This is a genomic window from Spirochaeta thermophila DSM 6192, from assembly GCF_000147075.1.
In the GTDB taxonomy this organism is placed as follows: domain Bacteria; phylum Spirochaetota; class Spirochaetia; order Winmispirales; family Winmispiraceae; genus Winmispira; species Winmispira thermophila_A.
The window spans coordinates 2298961-2317499 of the sequence record NC_014484.1; the positions used below are offsets into that span (position 1 = coordinate 2298961).

18 protein-coding genes are annotated in these 18539 nt (G+C 63.0%); 5 read left to right on the forward strand and 13 right to left on the reverse strand.

Translation table 11 applies throughout. The features are described from left to right. Positions 1-31: 31 nt before the first annotated feature. The 6 genes from STHERM_RS10390 to STHERM_RS10415 form a co-directional block, all read right to left on the reverse strand. Entirely contained in the window at positions 32-820 is a 789-nt protein-coding gene (locus STHERM_RS10390) for a hypothetical protein (protein WP_013314848.1), read from the reverse strand. Between the two features lie 63 nt (positions 821-883). Beyond that, positions 884-1420, reverse strand: a complete 537-nt coding sequence (locus tag STHERM_RS10395) for an Hsp20/alpha crystallin family protein (protein WP_013314849.1) — start codon at positions 1418-1420, stop codon at positions 884-886. Between the two features lie 66 nt (positions 1421-1486). Then, a complete protein-coding gene (locus STHERM_RS10400; protein ID WP_013314850.1) occupies positions 1487-3262 on the reverse strand; it encodes a methyl-accepting chemotaxis protein in 1776 nt (591 codons plus the stop codon). Between the two features lie 68 nt (positions 3263-3330). Further along, the gene (gene thpR, locus STHERM_RS10405) at positions 3331-3906 is read right to left on the reverse strand and encodes an RNA 2',3'-cyclic phosphodiesterase (RefSeq protein ID WP_041623626.1); all 576 of its coding nucleotides are present in this window, start codon (positions 3904-3906) and stop codon (positions 3331-3333) included. Further along, positions 3899-4477, reverse strand: a complete 579-nt coding sequence (locus tag STHERM_RS10410; RefSeq protein WP_013314852.1) for an NUDIX hydrolase — start codon at positions 4475-4477, stop codon at positions 3899-3901. The genes thpR and STHERM_RS10410 overlap by 8 nt, the downstream gene beginning before the upstream one ends. Further along, positions 4474-5448 carry a KamA family radical SAM protein gene (locus STHERM_RS10415; RefSeq protein ID WP_013314853.1) on the reverse strand — a complete coding sequence of 325 codons (975 nt, stop codon included), beginning with the start codon at positions 5446-5448 and terminating at the stop codon, positions 4474-4476. Before STHERM_RS10415 ends, STHERM_RS10410 begins: the two co-directional genes overlap by 4 nt. A 113-nt stretch (positions 5449-5561) precedes the next feature. Between STHERM_RS10415 and STHERM_RS10420 the strand changes: the two genes are divergently transcribed. After that, positions 5562-6038 carry a hypothetical protein gene (locus STHERM_RS10420; protein ID WP_013314854.1) on the forward strand — a complete coding sequence of 159 codons (477 nt, stop codon included), beginning with the start codon at positions 5562-5564 and terminating at the stop codon, positions 6036-6038. Positions 6039-6097: 59 nt separating this feature from the next. Continuing rightward, on the forward strand, positions 6098-7051 hold the full coding sequence (locus tag STHERM_RS10425) for an aldo/keto reductase (RefSeq protein ID WP_013314855.1): 954 nt from the start codon (positions 6098-6100) through the stop codon (positions 7049-7051). Between the two features lie 40 nt (positions 7052-7091). Here STHERM_RS10425 and STHERM_RS10430 read toward each other — a convergent pair whose 3' ends face one another. After that, complete coding sequence (locus STHERM_RS10430; protein WP_013314856.1) at positions 7092-8894, reverse strand: hypothetical protein; 1803 nt, start codon at positions 8892-8894, stop codon at positions 7092-7094. 102 nt (positions 8895-8996) lie between these two features. On the opposite strand from STHERM_RS10430, the gene ychF reads away from it, so the two are divergent. Further along, positions 8997-10106: a redox-regulated ATPase YchF gene (gene ychF, locus STHERM_RS10435; protein ID WP_013314857.1), complete on the forward strand. Its 1110-nt coding sequence runs from the start codon at positions 8997-8999 to the stop codon at positions 10104-10106. Positions 10107-10111: 5 nt separating this feature from the next. On the opposite strand, the gene STHERM_RS10440 is transcribed toward ychF, so the two are convergent. Together STHERM_RS10440 and STHERM_RS10445 are read right to left on the reverse strand one after the other, a co-directional pair. Continuing rightward, the gene (locus STHERM_RS10440; RefSeq protein WP_013314858.1) at positions 10112-10639 is read right to left on the reverse strand and encodes a 3-isopropylmalate dehydratase small subunit; all 528 of its coding nucleotides are present in this window, start codon (positions 10637-10639) and stop codon (positions 10112-10114) included. Between the two features lies 1 nt (position 10640). Further along, positions 10641-11927, reverse strand: coding sequence for a 3-isopropylmalate dehydratase large subunit (locus STHERM_RS10445; protein ID WP_013314859.1), 1287 nt, complete (start codon positions 11925-11927; stop codon positions 10641-10643). A 114-nt stretch (positions 11928-12041) separates the two neighbouring features. Here STHERM_RS10445 and STHERM_RS10450 point away from each other — a divergent pair, with 114 nt between their 5' ends. After that, positions 12042-13058 carry a threonine aldolase family protein gene (locus STHERM_RS10450; protein WP_041623628.1) on the forward strand — a complete coding sequence of 339 codons (1017 nt, stop codon included), beginning with the start codon at positions 12042-12044 and terminating at the stop codon, positions 13056-13058. Here the strand turns inward: STHERM_RS10450 and STHERM_RS10455 are convergent. The 3 genes from STHERM_RS10455 to STHERM_RS10465 are packed head-to-tail and all read right to left on the reverse strand — an operon-like array spanning position 13055 to position 14531. After that, the gene (locus tag STHERM_RS10455; RefSeq protein WP_013314861.1) at positions 13055-13387 is read right to left on the reverse strand and encodes a ferredoxin-thioredoxin reductase catalytic domain-containing protein; all 333 of its coding nucleotides are present in this window, start codon (positions 13385-13387) and stop codon (positions 13055-13057) included. The two genes, STHERM_RS10450 and STHERM_RS10455, sit on opposite strands and share 4 nt — an antisense overlap. Then, positions 13384-13686 (reverse strand): glutaredoxin family protein, encoded by a 303-nt coding sequence (locus STHERM_RS10460; RefSeq protein ID WP_013314862.1) that lies wholly within the window; start codon positions 13684-13686, stop codon positions 13384-13386. The genes STHERM_RS10455 and STHERM_RS10460 overlap by 4 nt, the downstream gene beginning before the upstream one ends. Positions 13687-13730: 44 nt before the next feature. Beyond that, a complete protein-coding gene (locus STHERM_RS10465) occupies positions 13731-14531 on the reverse strand; it encodes a hypothetical protein (protein ID WP_013314863.1) in 801 nt (266 codons plus the stop codon). Positions 14532-14667: 136 nt separating this feature from the next. On the opposite strand from STHERM_RS10465, the gene STHERM_RS10470 reads away from it, so the two are divergent. Continuing rightward, positions 14668-16614, forward strand: a complete 1947-nt coding sequence (locus STHERM_RS10470) for a methyl-accepting chemotaxis protein (RefSeq protein WP_013314864.1) — start codon at positions 14668-14670, stop codon at positions 16612-16614. Here the strand turns inward: STHERM_RS10470 and STHERM_RS10475 are convergent. After that, a complete protein-coding gene (locus tag STHERM_RS10475) occupies positions 16611-18530 on the reverse strand; it encodes a helix-turn-helix domain-containing protein (protein WP_237223491.1) in 1920 nt (639 codons plus the stop codon). The genes STHERM_RS10470 and STHERM_RS10475 overlap by 4 nt on opposite strands. Positions 18531-18539: the final 9 nt, after the last annotated feature.

The window sequence follows — 18539 nt, forward strand, 5'->3', positions numbered from 1 at the left end:
CTTTCGATGGGTGCTTCCCACCGGGGCACGCCTACTCCAGTGCCTTCACGAGGAGCGGTCTTGCATCCGTCCCGTAATCGAGAAGCTCACAGGTCACCCGCTCACCGTCACCGGTGGTGCCCGTCCACTTCACCACTCCGCCCGGCACGCTCTCCACGAGCCACCAGTCGCTCACATCCCTGCCCGGAACCGTGTACCTGAGGTGCCGCGCCGTGAAAGTCCCTGCGGAGACGGTGATCCGTTCCGTTCCTACCACTGCGCCCTCGATACTCTCTTCGGTGAGCTCCACAGTGCCCACCTGGACCCACGTCCCCTTCTCCACTGGAACCTCGCCTTCGGTTCCCTCGGGATCCCTCGCGAGGAGTCTCAGGAGCTCCTCCGCCTCAGGGTCCACGAGTCCTTCGAAGATCCACTCCTCACCCTCGACCTCGTAGCTCACCCGCCACCACTCCTTCCCGTCGTCCCTCTGCACGAGGAGGGCCCTCTGGGCGGTAAGTTCATCCCCCTCAGAGGTGGTAATACGAAACGATACCCACTCGCCGGGGGCGAACTCCCGCTGTCCCAGCCAGTATCCTCCGAGGCTGAAGGTGTAGGCGAAGGCCACCTGTGCCTGCATCGTAGCGAGACCATACCACTGGGGGCCGATCACCATCCCGGGCTGCTCTTCCTCGGCCTCCATCTCTCCGGTTTCCTCGGACCCTGCGATGCTGCGTGCGATACCCTCCGATATCCCCTCTCTCAGCGCGCTTCCCACTGTGGAACACGAGCCCAGAAGCAGGAGTACCAAGAAAAGGAGGCCCATCCTCACGCTCGATTTCATGCTCACCTCCTCTATTCGGAAAGAGATTACCGGTTCCAGTATACCACGGGTTCAGGGAGTCCGCTACGCTTGATCCTCACCAGGAGTGGCAATCTTGATCTTCTTCTGCTTCACCTTCTGCGCCACCATGGGAACCTCGACCCTGAGGATGCCCTGATGGTAGAAGGCCTTCACCCTGTCATGATCGAAGACGTCGGAGGGGATGTAGTAGCGGGCTTCCACCGGCTGTCCGAGGGAAAACCCCTTGCGATAGAAGTAGGCCCTCTCCTTCCGGGGATCGTCCTCCCTCTTGCCCACCGAGAGTACGAGGTATTCGCCCTTGAACTCGAGATCGATGTCCTCCTGGCCGCACCCGGGGACGAGGAACTCGAGGACCAGCGTGTTCTCCTCGGTGAGATAGATGTTGGACAGGAGCCCCTCCACCCTGGGAAATCTGAGATCGGGACGGTCCGCTGCCTCCTCTCCATGGAGGTGGGAAAAGGTACGCTGGACCTCCTCGGCCCCTGTCTTGAGGTTCTCCTCGAGCACCTCCATGAAGACCTTCGTGGCCTTCTTGATGTCCTCGGCCACCTTGTCGAAGTCGATCTCTATCTTGGCCATAGGCCCTCCCTTGTGTGGATCCTCTCCTAATAAGATAGCGAGGAAGGAGGGAAAGAGCAAACCTTTTCAGGAGAGTGCGGTCACCGGGATCGTCTCCTCGTCCATGTCGACCGCCACCCTGAAGCTCATGAGGAGGGGCGAGAGGTCCTCCACCGCGGATCTCGTCTCCTCGACCACATCCCTGGTGCGCGAGAACGAGTCGAGGCTCTCCCTGAGGGCCTGTTCGGTCTCCCGGGAAATCCGGGAGAGATCCACGGAGGCCTGTTCCAGGTCCTTCACCTCTTCAAGGATCCTCCGCGCCTGAGCAGCGATGATCCCGGCCCCTTCCGACACCTGCAGTGAATCCTGTTCCACTCGAGCGGAAGCGGCGCGTATCGTCCCGATTTCAGACGCCACCCGTTGGGTCTCTTCAGAGAAGGACTCGAGGGCCCCGAGGAGTCCACGCACCCGGTCTCCAATGCGTTCGAACAGGTCGTACCCCCGACGTGCGGCCGACGTGGTCTCTTCCATTCGACCGAGGAGACGGGAGACGGTGTCCTTGATCTGCGACGAGTGCTCTCCCACCTTTTCAGCGAGCGCCCTGATCTGCCCTGCAACCACCGCGAATCCCCTCCCCGCCGCCCCGGCATGGGCGCTCTCGATCGCCGCATTGATGGAGAGGATGTCCGTCTGCCGGGCGATGTCGTCTATGACATCCACCACCTCCAGAACCGCGGAGAGTTCTCTGTGGGTTTCCTCAGCGAGGGATCTCGACGAGAGAAAGGTTTCCTCCCCCTCCTGCAGGAGCCTGCGCACCTCCTCGACCCGTCGACGTTCCACCCCGGCCCGCTCCTCCATACGGGTGAGGATCTCGTGCGAGGCCCTCACCACCTCCTCGATCCTCCGGATGTGTTCGTACTGGGATGAGGTGTTCATCGAGAGGCCGCTGGTCCGGGCCTCTATCTCCTCCACCCGCTTCACCACCTCCCTGAAGTGGGATTCGAGCGCCGCGGCCATGGCCCTGAGGGTGGGAAGCTCCTGTTCTATCTGTGAGAGCATCGAGAGGGTCCGCTCCTCCCCTTCTGAGAGTACGTGGTGGAGGGAGACGACCTTCCCGGTGGTCACCTGTGCGTCGTAGACCAGCTCCCTGAGGCTTTCGAGCGTGGCGGCGAGGTGGCGGGAGATCTCCCCGAGTTCGTCGCGGGAACGGTCGGCGGGGCGCAGGGTGAGGTCGCGCCCGCGCACCGCCCTGAGCACCTGCTCGAGGGCGGTGATGCGTCGTGCGAGCCGTACCCCCACCGAGAGGGAGAGGAGGATGCTCAGTGCCAGGAAGACCACGAGGACCGCGAAGAGGGCGAGTCTCACCCTCGTCCCTGCGGCGAGAAGACCTTCCACGCGCCAGGAGAGGGAATGGAGAAGGGTGTCGAAGCGGTAGAGGAGCTCGGCCTGGGTGCTTCTCGTGGTCATGACGTAGGCCGGCTCCACGCCACCGAGAGGGAACACCCTCTCGAGCTCGAGGAGGGAGGTTCGATAGGTCTCCCAGGAACGGGAGACCTGCGCCACGAGCTCCTGCTCCAGCGTCGTGTCCAGATCGGGGAGCACCCCCTCGAGGTCCCGGGTTGCCTCGGTGAGGGCCTTGCCCCACTGCCTGAAGGTCATCTGCGGGCTCACGAGGTCGGGGGAGAGGAGGGCCTCGGTGAGCGAGGCGAGCCTCACCACGCGCGAGAAGGCCCGGTAGGCCGAGGTCTCCATGGCGCCGGCCTCCCAGATCCGCTGATCGAGGAGGGCCAGGGAGAGACACAGCAGGAAGGAGAGCCCTCCCAGTCCCCAGGAAAGCAGACCGAAGGTGGTGCGAAGCTTCATCCGTACCTCCTGGGCAGAGGGTAGCCCGCAGCGTATGAGAGGAGTGTGAGCCTGGGGTAAGAAGTGTGTCAGGCCTCCTCACCAAAAGACCGGGTGGCGAGGGGGGTGAAGATCGAACCCGCCGGGGTGAGGGTGCTCTGCATGAGCGTGATGGACTCGGGGGAGAATCTGCCGAATCGGAAGGGAGGGAGGGAGAGGATGATCTCCCTCGCCTCCTCCCGTTCCCCGGGGGAGAGGGATCTGTGCAGGTAGGCGAGGGTGAGGTGGGCCTTGAAGGGCTTGGGATCGAAGGAGTGGCCCGTGTCCAGGAGGGCCTCGCGCAGGGAGGAGGCGAGGTCCTCGAGTCCACCCCCGGGGTTGCCCACCTTGAGGGTGAGGACCGAGATGCGGCTGAGCGAGGGGAGGGCGAGGGGACGGCCCGCGGTGAGCACAAGGCGGGAAGGGAGGGGGAGGTCCATGAGGAGGCGGGAGAGGTGAGGCACCTCCTCCTCCGGGGTATCCCCGAGGAAGGCGAGGGTGATGTGGAGGTTTTCGGGCTTGAGGGGCCGGAAGAGGGAGCGGGGAAGGGTGCGCTGATACCGGGAGAGGGCCTCCTTGAGCCGGGCGGGGAGGTCGAGAGAGAAGAAGAGGCGCAGGTCAGCCACGGCGTTCCTCCTTCCACCTGCGATACCAGTGGAGGGCCACCACCATGAGGGCATGCTGAAGCGGCGGGTCTCCCATGCTCCGCTCCACCTCTTCCACGGGAATGAGGACCGGATCGATGTGTTCGTGCTCGTCGAGCCGCTGGGCCCCCTCCAGGGTGAGGTCCGTGGCGAGAAAGGTGTAGGTCCAGTTGTCGAGGAATGCGGGGTTGGGGCGGATTCGTCCGAGGAGGACGAGCGTGCCCGCCCGATAGCCCGTCTCCTCGCGGAGCTCGCGGGCAGCTGCCTCTTCCGGCTGCTCGCCGCGATCGATGACCCCGCCGGGGAACTCGAGGCACAGATCTCCTATGCCGTGACGGTACTGCCACACCATGAGAAAGCACTCCCTCCCCTGCGGGTCGCGCACGAGGGGCACGACGTTCACCCAGTCGGGCACCTCGAGGAGGTAGAAGTCCGCCTCCTGATCGTGAGGCCCCCTCCTCCTCGATTTCACGGCGGTGAAGACCGGGGTGGTGAACACAGGGGTTCGGCTGTGTTCCTTCCAGACGAGGTGGGGTCGTGTGTGTTCGCTCATGAAGGATCGTCCTCTCGCTCGTACAGGTGTTCTTCGCGGGGGTAGCGGTAGAGTCCGCCGTCGGGCCCCTGGAGATAGTACCATGTCTCGTCGGTCCGTACCACCGAGGAGCGGTGAAGGCGTACCTTGCCCCCACCGTCGGGGAGGTCCACGGCGAGGACAGGGAGGGCGAGGCCGGAGAGCATGGAGGAGAGGCGGTCGTAGAGGTCGAAGGTGCGGGAGAGGGGGGTGCGGAAGTGCGAGGTACCTGCGGCGAGGTCGCCCTGGAGGAGGTAGTAGGGTTTCACCCCCCAACGGAGGAGGCCTCGGAAGAGGGCGGCAAGCGTCTCCTCGTGGTCGTTGACGCCTCGGAGGAGTACGGTCTGGTTCACGACCGGGAGGCCGCAGGTGAGGAGGGCCTCCACGGCGGCGTGGGCCTCTGGGGTGAGTTCGGCGGGGTGGTTGAAGTGGGTGACGACCCAGAGCGGCCGGGCGGCGGCGAGGATGCGGGCGAGCCGGGCGGTGATCCGCGCGGGGAGGACGACCGGGATGCGTGTGCCCAGGCGGATGACGAGCCCGGGACGCAGGGCGCGGAGCCCGGAGAGGAGGGCGGCGAGTCGGGTGTCGGGGAGCATGAGGGGGTCTCCGCCCGAGAGGAGGACCTCCTCCACCTCGGGATGTTCCCGAAGGTAGGCGAGGATGGCCTGCTCCTGGCCGGGGGTGAGGGACGACGCCCCGGAGGCGGTGAAGTGCCGCCTGAAGCAGAAGCGACAGTAGGCGGCGCAGCGATCGGTGACGAGGATGAGGGCGCGGTCGGGGTAGCGGTGGACGAGCCGGGGGAGGGGGGAGTGGGCGGCATCGGCGAGGGGGTCGGCCGTCTCGTAGGGGAGGGTGCGGGCCTCGAGGGGCGAGGGGGTGATTTGGCGGGCGAGGGCGGGGTGGGCGTCGGCGAGCCTGCGGTAGTAGGGGGTGACGAGAAACGGCAGCGACATGAGGCCTCCTCTTTACGATTCTGCCATCACCGTACCGGGCTGGACAAGATACGGCCTTGTCACGGGAGGCCTTTTTCTCCACTATAGGGGTATATGCACAGCAGGGAGGTCTCATGAAGAGATCGGTCGTCCTGGCAGGCGGTATCCTCTTCTTCGCTTCGCTCCTTCCCGCACAGGAATCGGGCCTTGGCCTGGGGGTGATACTGGGAGAGCCCACAGGGCTGAGCGGGAAGCTCTGGGTCTCCGAGATCATGGCCTTCGACCTCGCGGCCTCGTGGTCGTTCATGGGAGAGGGCTCCTTCTACCTCCATGGTGACTACCTCCTTCACGTACACCATCTCATCCCCATGGATGAGGAGTACGGTTCCTTCACCTTCCACTACGGCATAGGCCCCCGGGTGGAACTGAAAGACGATCCCAGAGTGGGCATCCGTTTCCCCTTCGGACTCTCCTACTACTTCGCCCGGATCCCGCTCGAGCTCTTCCTCGAGATGGCGCCGGTACTCGACCTCCTTCCGGCCACCACCTTTGCCGCGAACGCGGGACTGGGGATCCGGTACTATTTCCCTCTCTCGCCGAGGAGCCCCTAGGAGGTCCCACCGAGAGGAAATATCAGTATCTTTGAATAAACGACACTACAGGAGGGAGCATGGAGAAAAGACGCTTGGGAAACTCCGACATGGAGATCACCCGTATAGGGCTCGGCGCCTGGGCCATAGGAGGGAGTTGGAGGTGGGGATGGGGCCCCCAGGACGAGCGGGATTCCATCGCCACCATCCACAAGGCCCTGGACATGGGAATCAACTGGATCGACACCGCACCGGCCTACGGCCTCGGGGTCTCGGAGGAGGTGATAGGGAAGGCGCTCAAGGAGCGATCCGACAGGCCCTACATCTTCACCAAGTGCGGGATCATCTGGGACGAGGCGGGCAATGCCCGCCAGTACATCTCCCGCAAGACCATCCTCAAGGAGATCGACGAGAGTCTGCAACGTCTCAAGGTGGATGTCATCGATCTGTACCAGATCCACTGGCCCACCCCCGACGACCGCATAGAAGAGGCGTGGGAGACCCTCGCGGAACTCAAGGAGAAGGGGAAGGTCCGTTACATAGGGGTCTCCAACTTCTCGGTCGCCCAGATGGAACGGGCGGCGAGGATCGCACCCATCACGAGCCTCCAACCCCCCTATTCACTTCTCAGGAGAGAGATAGAAAAGGAGATCCTCCCCTACTGCGCCGAACATGGCATCGGGGTGATCGTGTACTCGCCCATGGGTTCCGGGCTCCTCACCGGGAAGATGACCAGGGAACGGATAGCCCGACTTCCGGATGACGACTGGAGGAGGAATTCCGACGAGTTCAATGAGCCCAGACTCTCCCGCAACCTCGCACTCGTGGAGATCCTCAAGGAAATCGCGGAAAGACACGGGTGCACTCCCGGCGAGGTGGCCATCGCCTGGGTACTCAGGCACCCGGCTGTCACGGGGGCCATCGTAGGGATGCGCCGGCCCGATCAGGTGGACGGGGTCATCCATGCCCCCGAGGTGAGCCTCGACGAAGACGATATCTCCCGCCTCGAGAGATTCCTCACCGAGAACCCATGAGACCGGGCTCCATACCGGGAGGGCCGCAGAGCGGCCCTCTTCATTTGTTCTGTCGGGCGCTCTCCCTCAAGGCCTTCGCAAACTCGTTCCAGACCCGTTCCTGTTCTCTGGGCGAATAGGCCCTCTTCTCCTTGATCTGGGATCCCATCGGCCGCTGGCGGATCACCCTGGAGGGAGGCACGGCGCTCCTCCCTTTCCTCGCGGGAAGAGGGGGAGGAACGGTCGCCGAACGAGGCGAACGAATGGTGAGCTGGGACTTCTCCTGGGCGGGAGCGCCCAAGGAGACCATGCGGGGGGTGAACCCTTCGAAGCGCTCCTTGTAGGTGCGATACCGACCGGTGATGTACCACCACAATTGCCTGAAGATCCCCATACGACCGAAGGCCCTCTCGAAGATGATCTCCATGTCGAGATCGAACATCCTCGACAGGGGGAGATAGCGCATGGTATTGGGGTAGAAGAAGCGCTCGAGCACCCGCTTGAGGCGCTGGACATCGCGGGCCCCTTCCTGATCCTTGAGGGTGTAGATGATCACCTCGGCGAGGAGTCGGGGGCGGGACAGGAGCTCGGCGAGAAACGGATCGAGGTGGGAGACCCGCTCCCGTATGTCGTCTTCGAACTGCTGGGGCGAGAGGAAGGCGGTATGCCCCGCACGGTTGCCGGTTCTCAAGACCTCCTCCATGAGGTCCACGTACTCCTCTGCCAGACGCCGGGCCACGAAATCGAAGCGTGCGAGGGCGTAGCCGTAGAACCGGTCCCGGTGGAGGTACTTCTTGGCGATGAAGATGAGGGGGGGGAGGTCCGCAGGGTCCTTTATGGTGGAATACTCCTCCAGGAACTCCCGTTTGACCTCCTCGAACCGTTCACCGTATTTCCTCTCGAGCACGGAGAAAAGGCGTGAAAGCGTCTCCCCGGAGATCGGCTCAGGGTACTGTTCCTTCACCTGCTCGCAGATAGCGGTGAAGTCGTTCTTCTTTTCCTCTTCCTCCTGTTTCTTCCGTTTCGTGTCTTCGATCTGATTCTCGAGGGCAGTCCTGAGCATCCGTGCCGCGAGGAACACCACGGGTGAGATGTAGACCCGCTTGTTTTCCCCCATCACCTCGTCGTACTCCACGAGGGAGCGTACCACGTCGAACCACAGGAGCGGGGAACGGGAGGAGAGGCTACTTCGAACGGCTGCGAGCGAGGTGCCCTTGAACCGAGCGAACTCCGCGAGCACGTTGGTGTTCTCCATGGTGAGCTGGACCATGGACCGGCAGTGGTTGAGGAGCACGGTGAAGCCATCGGGCACCAGATAGATGAGGGCCTTGCCGTCGAGCGAGATGCTCACGGCATGGAGAGGGGGGATCTTCTCCTCGAGATACTCCTTGAGGAGTGCATCGGGCTCGAGGGGGATGATCTCCTCCTCCGGTAGAACGAGCCCCTTCTCCTGGAAGTAGGAGGCGGTGGGGAGGATGCTCTTCCTCTCGGCAGCCGCCTCGTAGATGGTGTTCCTGACGACATAGTAGCAGAAGCGGTGATCGTGCTGCTCGGTGAGCACGATGTACTTCTGGACAAGGGCATTCTCTTCCAGCGTGAACACGAAGAGGGCGTACCCATGGGCATACAACTTGCCCACCAGAGACTCCAGTTCGGGACGCACGTGCTTCATCCGGCTGCTCTGGAGCTCCACGAACTGTCCGTAGTGGATCTCGGGTCGCCATCCCATGCAGAGGGAGTGGAAGAGCTCCCGTTCCACCGGACTGAAGGTCCCGAGCTGGGAGAGGAAGGCCTCTCGCTCGTGTTCCTTGAGCCTCACATACGCGGGCGGGTACACCGTGGAGACGGCCGGCGTCTTTCCCATTCACCACCTTCCTCACCGTGTATTCTATCCCATCCCCCGGCTCCAGGCAACCAGTTTCCATCCCCCTTTGCGTGAGGGGACCTTCTCGTTATACTTCCCCGTATGGCACTCAACTGTGGCATCGTGGGACTCCCCAATGTGGGCAAGTCGACCATCTTTTCGGCCCTCACCGCCGCGCCGGCCGAAGCCGCGAACTACCCCTTCTGTACCATCGACCCCAATGTGGGGATCGTGGAAGTGCCCGATCCCCGGCTCTACAGGATCGCGGAGATCATACACCCCCGCAAGGTGGTACCCGCCGCCATGGAGTTCGTCGACATCGCAGGTCTCGTGAAGGGGGCATCGAAGGGGGAGGGGCTCGGCAACCAGTTCCTGGCCAATATCCGGCAGGTGGGTATCATCGCCCACGTGGTGCGTTGTTTCGAGGACCCCGACGTGGCCCACGTGAGCGGCAAGGTGGATCCGGCCGAGGACATCGCCACGATCACCACGGAACTCTGCCTCGCCGATCTCGAGACCGTGGAAAAACGTCTCGCCCGCCTCGAGAAACAGCGGAAGTCGCACGACAGGATCCAGGCGAAACAGGCCGAAGAGGCGATCCCCCTCCTCCAGAGGGTGGGCTCCCGGCTCTCCGAGGGCGTCCCGGTGAGAGCCCAGGGCATCGAGAAGGAGGAACTGGAGCGTCTCTCCGACCTCTTCCTCCTGACCGCCAAGAAGCAGATCTACGTCTGTAATGTGGACGAAGAGGGGATCCATACCGAGAACGACTACGTGAAGGCGGTGAGGGACATCGCGGAAAACGAAGGGGCCGCCGTGGTGGTCCTCTGCGGAAAGCTGGAGGCCGAGATCGCGATGCTGGAAGATCCGGAGGAGCGGCGGGCCTTCCTGGAAGACGCAGGGCTGTCGGAGCCGGCCCTCAACGTGCTCATCCGCGCGGCCTTCCACACCCTCGGGCTGCGCACCTTCTTCACCGCAGGGGAGAAAGAAGCGAGGGCCTGGCCCTTTCCGGAGGGCATCACCGCCCAGGAGGCGGCCGGACTCATCCACACCGACTTCATGAAAGGCTTCGTGCGCGCAGAGGTCTACCGGTGTGACGACCTCTTCGAGCTGGGTTCCGAGCAGAAGATCCGGGAAGCCGGCAGGCTGCGCCTCGAGGGCCGGGACTACATCGTACAGGATGGAGACGTCGTCTACTTCAGGGTCAACGTGTAGTCCCCTCAGTAGTGCGCATCGGCGTACTCGACCCAACCACCCGCCTCGACCAGGGTCCGCTCGAACGGCCCGAGCTCGAACGGAACGGTCTTCTCCTTCTCCCCCCCTCTGATCGTCACCTCGCTCTTCGCGAGATCGATCGTGGCGAGGGCCTCGCCGGCGGAGAACTCCCTGAAGAGATCGTCGATGAGTTCAGGGGCGAGGGTGATGGCGAGGAGTCCGCAGTTGAACATGTTCTGACGGAAGATGCGGGCGAATCCGGCCGCGATCACCGTGGTGATCCCGTTCACTTCCAGGGCCCACACCGCATGCTCCCTCGAGGACCCGCACCCGAAGTTCTCCCTGGTGACGATCACCTTCACCCCCTCGAGATCCCGCTTCGGATCGAACCCCTCCAGTTTGAGATCCTCGAGGAGGTAAGGCGCGAGGGCTTCCTTGGAGATCTCGGTGAGATACCGTGCCGGGATGATCTCATCGGTGTTGATGTCGGACCTGTCCAGAAAGAGGACTTTTCCTCCAAAGCCGTAGGCCATCTCATCCCTCCCTGAAGAGCGGTGAATTGGTGATGTACCCTGCGATCGCCGTGGCCGCAGCGGTGGCGGGACTCATGAGGTGGACCATCCCCCCCTTCCCCATCCTCCCGTTGAAGTTCCGGTTGGTGGTGGAGGCGCACACCTCTCCCGGTGCGAGCACCCCGTTGCTCATCCCCAGACAGGCCCCGCACGTGGGATTCGTCACACAGAAGCCCGCCTCCATGAATATCTCGAGGAGACCTTCCTTGAACGCCTGGGCATAGGCCCCCGGGCTCGCAGGAGAGACGATGCCACGCACATGGTCGGCGATCTTCTTCCCTTTGAGGATCTGGGCTGCGATACGGAGGTCCTCTATCCGGCCGTTGGTGCAGCTTCCGATGTAGACCTGATCCACCCTGGTGCCTTCCATCTCGCGCACCGGCTTCACGAGGTCGGGCTTGTACCCGTACGTGACGAGGGGTTCGAGATCGGAGACATCGTGCACGATCACCTCCTCGTACTCGGCATCCTCGTCCGGCCGCCACCGCCCGAAGTCCTCGAGGGCGGCCTCCTTGTTCGGATACTCGTCCTCGATGAACGGCCAGAGGTACTCCACCGTCACCATGTCGGGATAGCAGATCCCGGAAGTGGCCCCTGCCTCCACGGCCATGTTGCAGAGCGTCATCCGGCTCTCCATGGAGAAGTCCTCCACCACCGGACCTGCGAACTCGATGATGCGATCAGTGGCCCCGTTCACCCCGAGCCTGTGGATGATGGAGAGGATCACATCCTTCGCGAAGACACCGGGTTTAAGCCTCCCGGTGATCTCGACCTTTATGGTGCGCGGTCTCTTGAAGGCGCATACCCCTTTGAGGATCCCCACCTCGAGGTCGGTGGTACCCACACCCGCGGCAAAGGCCCCGAAGGCGCCGTGCGTACAGGTGTGGGAGTCGCCCATGATCACCGTGAATCCGGGACGGACGAATCCCCGCTCCGGGAAGAGGGCGTGGCACACCCCGTTTCTCCCTATGTCGAAGAACTCGATCCCATGCCTCCGGGACCATTCCCGCAGGATCTTTCCCTGGATCGCGGTCTTCGAGTCCTTCGCCGGGGTGACGTGGTCGATCACTGCCTTGATCCTGGCGGGGTCGAATACCCGGTCCTTGCCCCGCGCCACGAGGTCGTTGATCGCGATGGGTGTGGTGATCTCGTGGCAGAAGACCCTGTCGAGGGAGAGGACATGAACGCCCTCATAGGGCTCCTCCACCAGATGGGCGTCGAAGATCTTCTCTGCAACGGTCTTTCCCATGGCCCACTCCGGATGTCGATCTCGTCGTTTCTATGGGTTATACCACGATGGCATCGTCCGAGAAAACCCCTCTCCATCCTTGAAGGCCTCTCCATCACGATCTATACTCCCGGTATGAAATCTTCCCTGTTCGCGAGCGACAACACCGCACCCGTCCATCCCAGGATCGTGGAGGCACTCCTCGCCGCAAACGAGGGGCCCGCCCTCGCCTACGGCGAGGACCCCCTCTCGGCACGAGCCCGATCCCTTCTCAGGGAACAGACAGGGGCGCGGCACGTCTTCTTCCTTCACACCGGCACCGCGGCCAACGTGGTGGGCATGGCGCCCTTCCTCCGTCCCTACCACGCCGTCATCACATCCCACATCGCCCACCTCAATACCCACGAGTGCGGAGCCCTCCAGCGGGCCACCGGAGCCCGCATCCTCCCCGTCGTCACCCCCGACGGCAAGCTCACCCCCGAGCACGTGGAACCCTTCCTCCACGCATCAGGGAACCCACACGAATCCCAACCCGCCATCGTCTCCATCACCCAACCCACGGAACGCGGCACGCTCTACTTTCCCCATGAGATACGGGCCCTCGCAGACCTCACCCACAGGCACGGCCTCCTCCTCCACGTCGACGGGGCCCGGCTTCCCCAGGCCGCCGCGGCCCTGGGGCTCTCGCTTAGAGCACTCACCGCCGAGTGCGGCGTCGACATCCTTTCACTCGGGGGAGCGAAGTGCGGTCTCATGTACGGAGAGGCGGTGCTCCTGTGGGTGGACACGAAGGAGATGCCCTTCCACCTCAAACAGACCATGCAGCTCGCCCCGAAGATGCGCTTCATCGCCGCCCAGTTCCTCGCCCTCTACGAGGACGACCTGTGGCTCGGCCTGGCCCGTACCGCCAACACCAGGGCCCAGCACCTCGCACGGGAACTCGCAGCCCTCGGGATCACCATCGCCTACCCCGTGGAGACGAACGCCGTCTTCCCGCGGCTGCCCGCCCCGGTGGCACGGAGGCTCCTCGCTCACTACACCTTCTATCAGTGGGAAGACGATATCCACCGCCTCATGACCTCGTACGCGACCCGGGAGGAAGATATCGAGACATTCGTGAGAGAGCTTCGATCCATCCTCGAAGCCGTCTAGGGACAACGCTCCGGCGGCCTGCGTTCGGGGATGCTCCCCGCCTCCCTCCCCTCCCGGGCCGCCTCCCTGGAGAAGAAGAGGCCGCAGAAGCACTGGCCGTACTCGGCGATGTCCGCCTCGGCGTAGACGCACGGACAGACCACATCCCTGTCCTTCTCCCTGTCCTCCCAGCTCTCCCTGCAGGGGCAGAGGTAGTAGCCGTGGCGGTCCCTCTGCCTCGCGAGCCCCTCCACCAGGAAGGAGACGAACCGCTCGTCGGGATTGATCGCCCACCCCCTCTTACGGGCCGCCCGCTCCACGAAACGCCGTGCCTCCTCAATTCCGCTCATAGGAGAAGATCCTCCCAATCGGCACGGATGAATCCCACCCTGAACTCCCTCCGCCCCTCGGGCCACTCCACCACCAGGAAGGGGAACCCCACCCGGACCTCGAACTCGTTGGCGAGCGAGGCCTTCAGGGACAGACGCTCCTCCCTGGGGAGCAGGTCGACCTCCAGGTAGTCGAAGGGGATCTCGTGCTCCTTGAGGAACTCCACCGCCCTCCGGCAGAACCCGCAGGTGGAAAGTCCGTACACCGTCACCTTGTAGGGGACGTCCCGTCCCTCGAACCGAGTGAACTCGTAGGCCATGTGATCACCATAACAGAACCCCGCCCCCTCCGCAAGCGCAGACCTCAGCCTCCCTCGGCCATCGCCTGCTCGAGCAGGGCGTTGATCTCCTCGAGCCGCCTGGAGAGGTTCTCTATGGTCCGCTCGATCCTCATCTTCTCCTGCTGCAACCGTTCGAGCGGATCGGGAGGCGCCTTCTCCTTCCGGAGTTCGGTCTTCACCACGTGCGAGGGCACCCCCTTGAGCAGGGCATCCTCGGCTCTCTTCCGCTCCTCGGGCTTCGCAAAGGAGACCACGGTCTTCATGTTCTCGTAACCTATCTCAGGAGAGACGTCGTAGGAATAGGCCTTGATGAGGGTATGGGCCACGGTCCTCCCGAGTCCCAGGACCCGTTCCACATAGTCCTCGAACCGAGCCCCGTACTTCTCACAGAGGGACTCGGCACGAACCAGAAGACGACCGAGATCCTTCATGAGCTTCCCGTTGGCGCCGATATAGTCCCTCTTGATCGTCTCGGTGAGCTGCTGGAACTCCTCGTTGTGTTCGAAGATGTTCTGATAGATCCCCATCTCTTCCGCCCGTTCGAGCAGACCGTGGAAGAGGGTCCAGAACTCCTGGGTGTGCGCCCTGTTCGTGACCGGGAGCGGCGAGGTGGTGTAGTAGATGTGGTGGGCGAACTCGTGGATCGCGGTGTACATGAGATCGTTGTCGTTGGAGAAGTTGCGATTGTGGATGATGATCTCCCGCCTGTCGGGATAGTAGACCCCGTTGGCCTTCTTGCTCTGTTTGCCGGAGAAGATCACGGTAAAATCGATCACGTCGGGTTCCAACCTGAGGAGCTGCTGTTTCACCTGGTCCTGGTTCATAGGCCCATGAGTATAGGGGAAACCAGGATGAAGCGCAAGCCGAACCACCCGAGGTTCGTCCGTGAACTTGCGCTGTCCGGGGAAATGGCGTACAATCAATCGTGGCCCGCAACTTCAGACGGAGAGAGGAACCGATATGAAACTGCGAACGCGACTCTACCTCATCCTCATTTTGGTGGGCGTGTTGCTCTCCTTCGTAGTGGGAGCACTCGTCGTGCGGAACGCCGTGATCACCTCGCTCCAGGACCTCCAGAAGGCCGGGTTCAGGACCCTCAGCCAGGCCCAGACATTCATCTCCCGGAGCAAGGATCTCGTGGCCTACGATACCGAACTCCATCAGAACGAGTATCTCCCCGCCATCCTCGATCTCTGGAAGCAAAGCATCCGGCAGACCGAGCAGGCGCTCCTCGCCCTCAGCACCCATCCCGCGAGACGCTTCCTCTCTCCCGACCTCCGAGAGGAGATCACCAAGATCTACACGCTCTGGAGCACCAATCAGGAACGTTTCACCCTCACCGAGCAATACCTCCAGGACCTCATCGACCTCCCCGACATCCCCGAGACGTACAAACGGGGGATACTGCAGATACAGAACTATCTCTATACCATCCCTGATCCACCAGGCATCGCCCTCCTCCGCATCACCCAGGCCTGGGACCAGGTGAAGATCACCATCAACACCGCGGAGGAATTCGTCGCCCAAAGGATCGGACGTCTCGTGGACGAAATCGAGAGGCAGGTGGAGGTGATCACCACGGTGTCGCAGTGGGTGCTCATCGGCCTCACCCTCCTCGTCATCGGCCTCACCGCCCTCCTCGTGGCCACCACCACCCGCTCCCTCGCCTCCCGCATCCTCCGCATCGAGACCGCCATGAACCGCATCCGCAACCGCGACCTCACCTCCCTCCACGAACTCGCCGATAGATCCCTCACCGCCTCCAAAGACGAACTCGCCCACCTCGCCTCCCACATCTCCACCGTCCTCCAGACCATCCGCGACTTCCTCCTCTCGGTCCGCGAGGCCTCCCGCAACGTCGAGGAGCTCAAGGACCTCCTCGCAGGCGGCGCCGCCCAGTCCGCCAGCGCCCTCAACCAGATCACCCGCACCATCGAGTCCATCCGCGACCTCGTCGCCCGCCTCGATGCCAACCTCGACGCCACCTCCTCCGCCATCTCCTCCATCGTCGACCGCATCCACTCCGTCGTCTCCCAGATCCAGACCCAGGCCCGCAACATCGCCGAAAGCTCCGCCGCCATCGAACAGATGAACGCCTCCGTCCAGCACGTCGCCTCCCTCGCAGAGGACCGCCGTGCCCGCACCGCCGACCTCCTCTCCGTCATCCACGACGGCGGAGAAAAGGTCAGCACCACCAACGAGGTCATCTCCTCCATCCACCGCGAAATCTCCGACATCCAGGAGATCATCGAGATCATCGACACCGTCGCCGAGCAGACCAACCTCCTCTCCATGAACGCCGCCATCGAGAGCGCCCACGCCGGCGAGGCCGGCCGCGGCTTCGCCGTCGTCGCCGAGGAGATCCGCAAGCTCGCAGAGTCCACCGGCGAGCACGCCGACCGCATCAGCCAGTCCCTCTCCCGCATCACAGACCGCATCCAGCAGGCCCTCCGTGCGAGCGATGAGAGCCACCACGCCTTCGAGAACATCCGCCGCGACGTCTCCCAGTTCGCCACCGCCCTCGACGAGATCGCCGCCAGCATGACCGAGCTCTCACGCGCGAGCTCCTCCATCCTCTCCGCCACCCAGACCATCAACGAGATCACCACCCGTGTACGGGAAGGAGCGGAGGACATGATGCAGAGGGCAGGGGAGATCCGGGACGCTGCGGAGGGATCGCGGAACATCTCCCTCGAGGTGAGGAAGGGGGTGGAAGAGATCGAGCGCGGCACCAAGGAGATCCTCCAGGCCGTCACCGTCATAAGCGACCTCGCCCAGGAGGCCCGCTCCCGCATGACCGGCCTCCGCCACACCGTCGACACCTTCACCCTCGAGGAGTCCCAGGCCGATAGTACGTCCCCACATCCGGAGGTCGCCCACCCCGCGGAAGCAGCCATCCCTTCCTAGGTGGAGGAGGGGGTGGCACGCCTCCTGTAGGCGGTGGGAGACACTCCCTCGTAGCGCTTGAAGACATAGCTGAAATAGTTGGAACTCTTGAATCCCACCCTGAAGGCGACCTCGGTGACGTTCAACCTCCCCTCCCGGAGGAGCTCCTTCGCCCTTTCCACGCGGACGGAGGTGATGTACTCGCCGAACGTGCGACCCGTCTCCCGCTTGAAGAGATGGAGGAAGTAGGAGGGACTGATATTGAGGGACCGGGCCACCTCCTTGTAATCGATATCCCTGTCGAACCTCGCCTCCACGTAGCTCCTCGCCCGATCCACGAGGGAACTGGACTTCTGCCGGTAGTGATCGCTCACCCAGGATCCGATGGTCCTCACGAGCTCAAGCCCCGTACGGCACATCGAGTCGATATCCTCCGCCCGTTGCAACTCGACACCCCATGAGAGCAGGTGTCCATAGATCCGGGCCTTGATGCGGGAAGACAGCACGGGTATCCCCGCCACGCTCCCCACGAGCTCGTACAGGGCGGCCCTGATCCACTCCGGATTGTCGAGCGACCATCTCCGTACCGCGGTGAAATAGTTTCCAAAGGCCTCCTCGAGGCTCCCCAGGTGCCCCAGCTTGATGCTGCTCACGAGCGACTCCTTCTCACTCGCCGGGAACGCCTCTCCATCTCCTGGATCGACCAGGTTCTCGTACTCGATCACCCCCTCCAGGTGGTGGACTTCGCCGTACTGCTGTGCATAGACCGCCTCCTGGAACGATGTCGCAATCCGGCACACCGACTCCTTCGGCCGCCCCACCCCGATCACCAGATGGACACCCTCGCGCGATGAGGTCCTGTAAAACCCCTCCAGGGCCTCCCTCAGGAGGGCCGTCTTCCCCTCTCCTGTCTTCACGAGGATCGCGTTCCGGTGATTCCCTACATGCAGTACGAGGACCTCGTCTTCGAGGAAATACCTCCTCAACTCCCGCTCGAGACGGGAAGAGATCCGATCCCCCTTCTCCAGATCCCCTCCCCCTCGGAGTGAAGACACATCCGAGACATGAACGCGCATCACCACCGCGGTATTGAGCTCAGCGCTCGCGGAGAGCAGTCTCAGGAACTGGGGGAGATCCTTCGATTCGGATTCCCCCACGAGTATGCGGGAGGTAATCTCCCTCTCGATGAGGGGAACCACCTTCTCTCTGAGGAAATTCGTCTCCTGTACGTCGTACCCCACCGCTGCCACGAAGAAGATCACCACCAGGAAGGACGCCGTGTAGTAGAGCCACCACTGGGCGAGACACGAACCGATGATGAACGAAAGGGCGAAGACCGCGAGCCCCATGTTGATCATCAAGTTCTTCTTCAGGTAGGCCCCACCCTCACCTGATCTCCAGAGATTACGAAGTCCCAGGAACGACACATAGAGGAGAAGGGCCCCTATGCTGATCTGGGCATAGAGGGCGAACTCCCTCCCGTAATAGGGAGCTGCCCCAAAAGGGGTCGCGTTCTCATACCCCCGTACTCCCACGACCTCGAAAAGCACGACGCTGTCGCGTGTGCCCAGAGTGTTGAACACCACGTAGAGGACACTCAAGGAGACACACAGGAGGGCGAGCTCCACCATCAGGACGCTTCTCCTCCGCCACAAGAAGTTCGACATGAAGATCACGAGGGGGGCGATGATCCCTCCCAGGAGGAAGACCCGGAGGTTCACGATGATCAAGGGGAGAGGATAGGGACCGAGGAGCACCTGGAGCGGTCTACCCAGGAGAAAGGCGGTGAAGGAGAACAGGAAGACCCTCAGGAACTTCAAGGACGCCGGGTGATGGACATTCGAAAGAAGGAAGTAGACGAGACACACCGTGAACACGAGGGAGCTCATCACCGGGATGGCGACATTGGAGACGAAGAGCGCAGCATCCTTCACCATCATCATAGT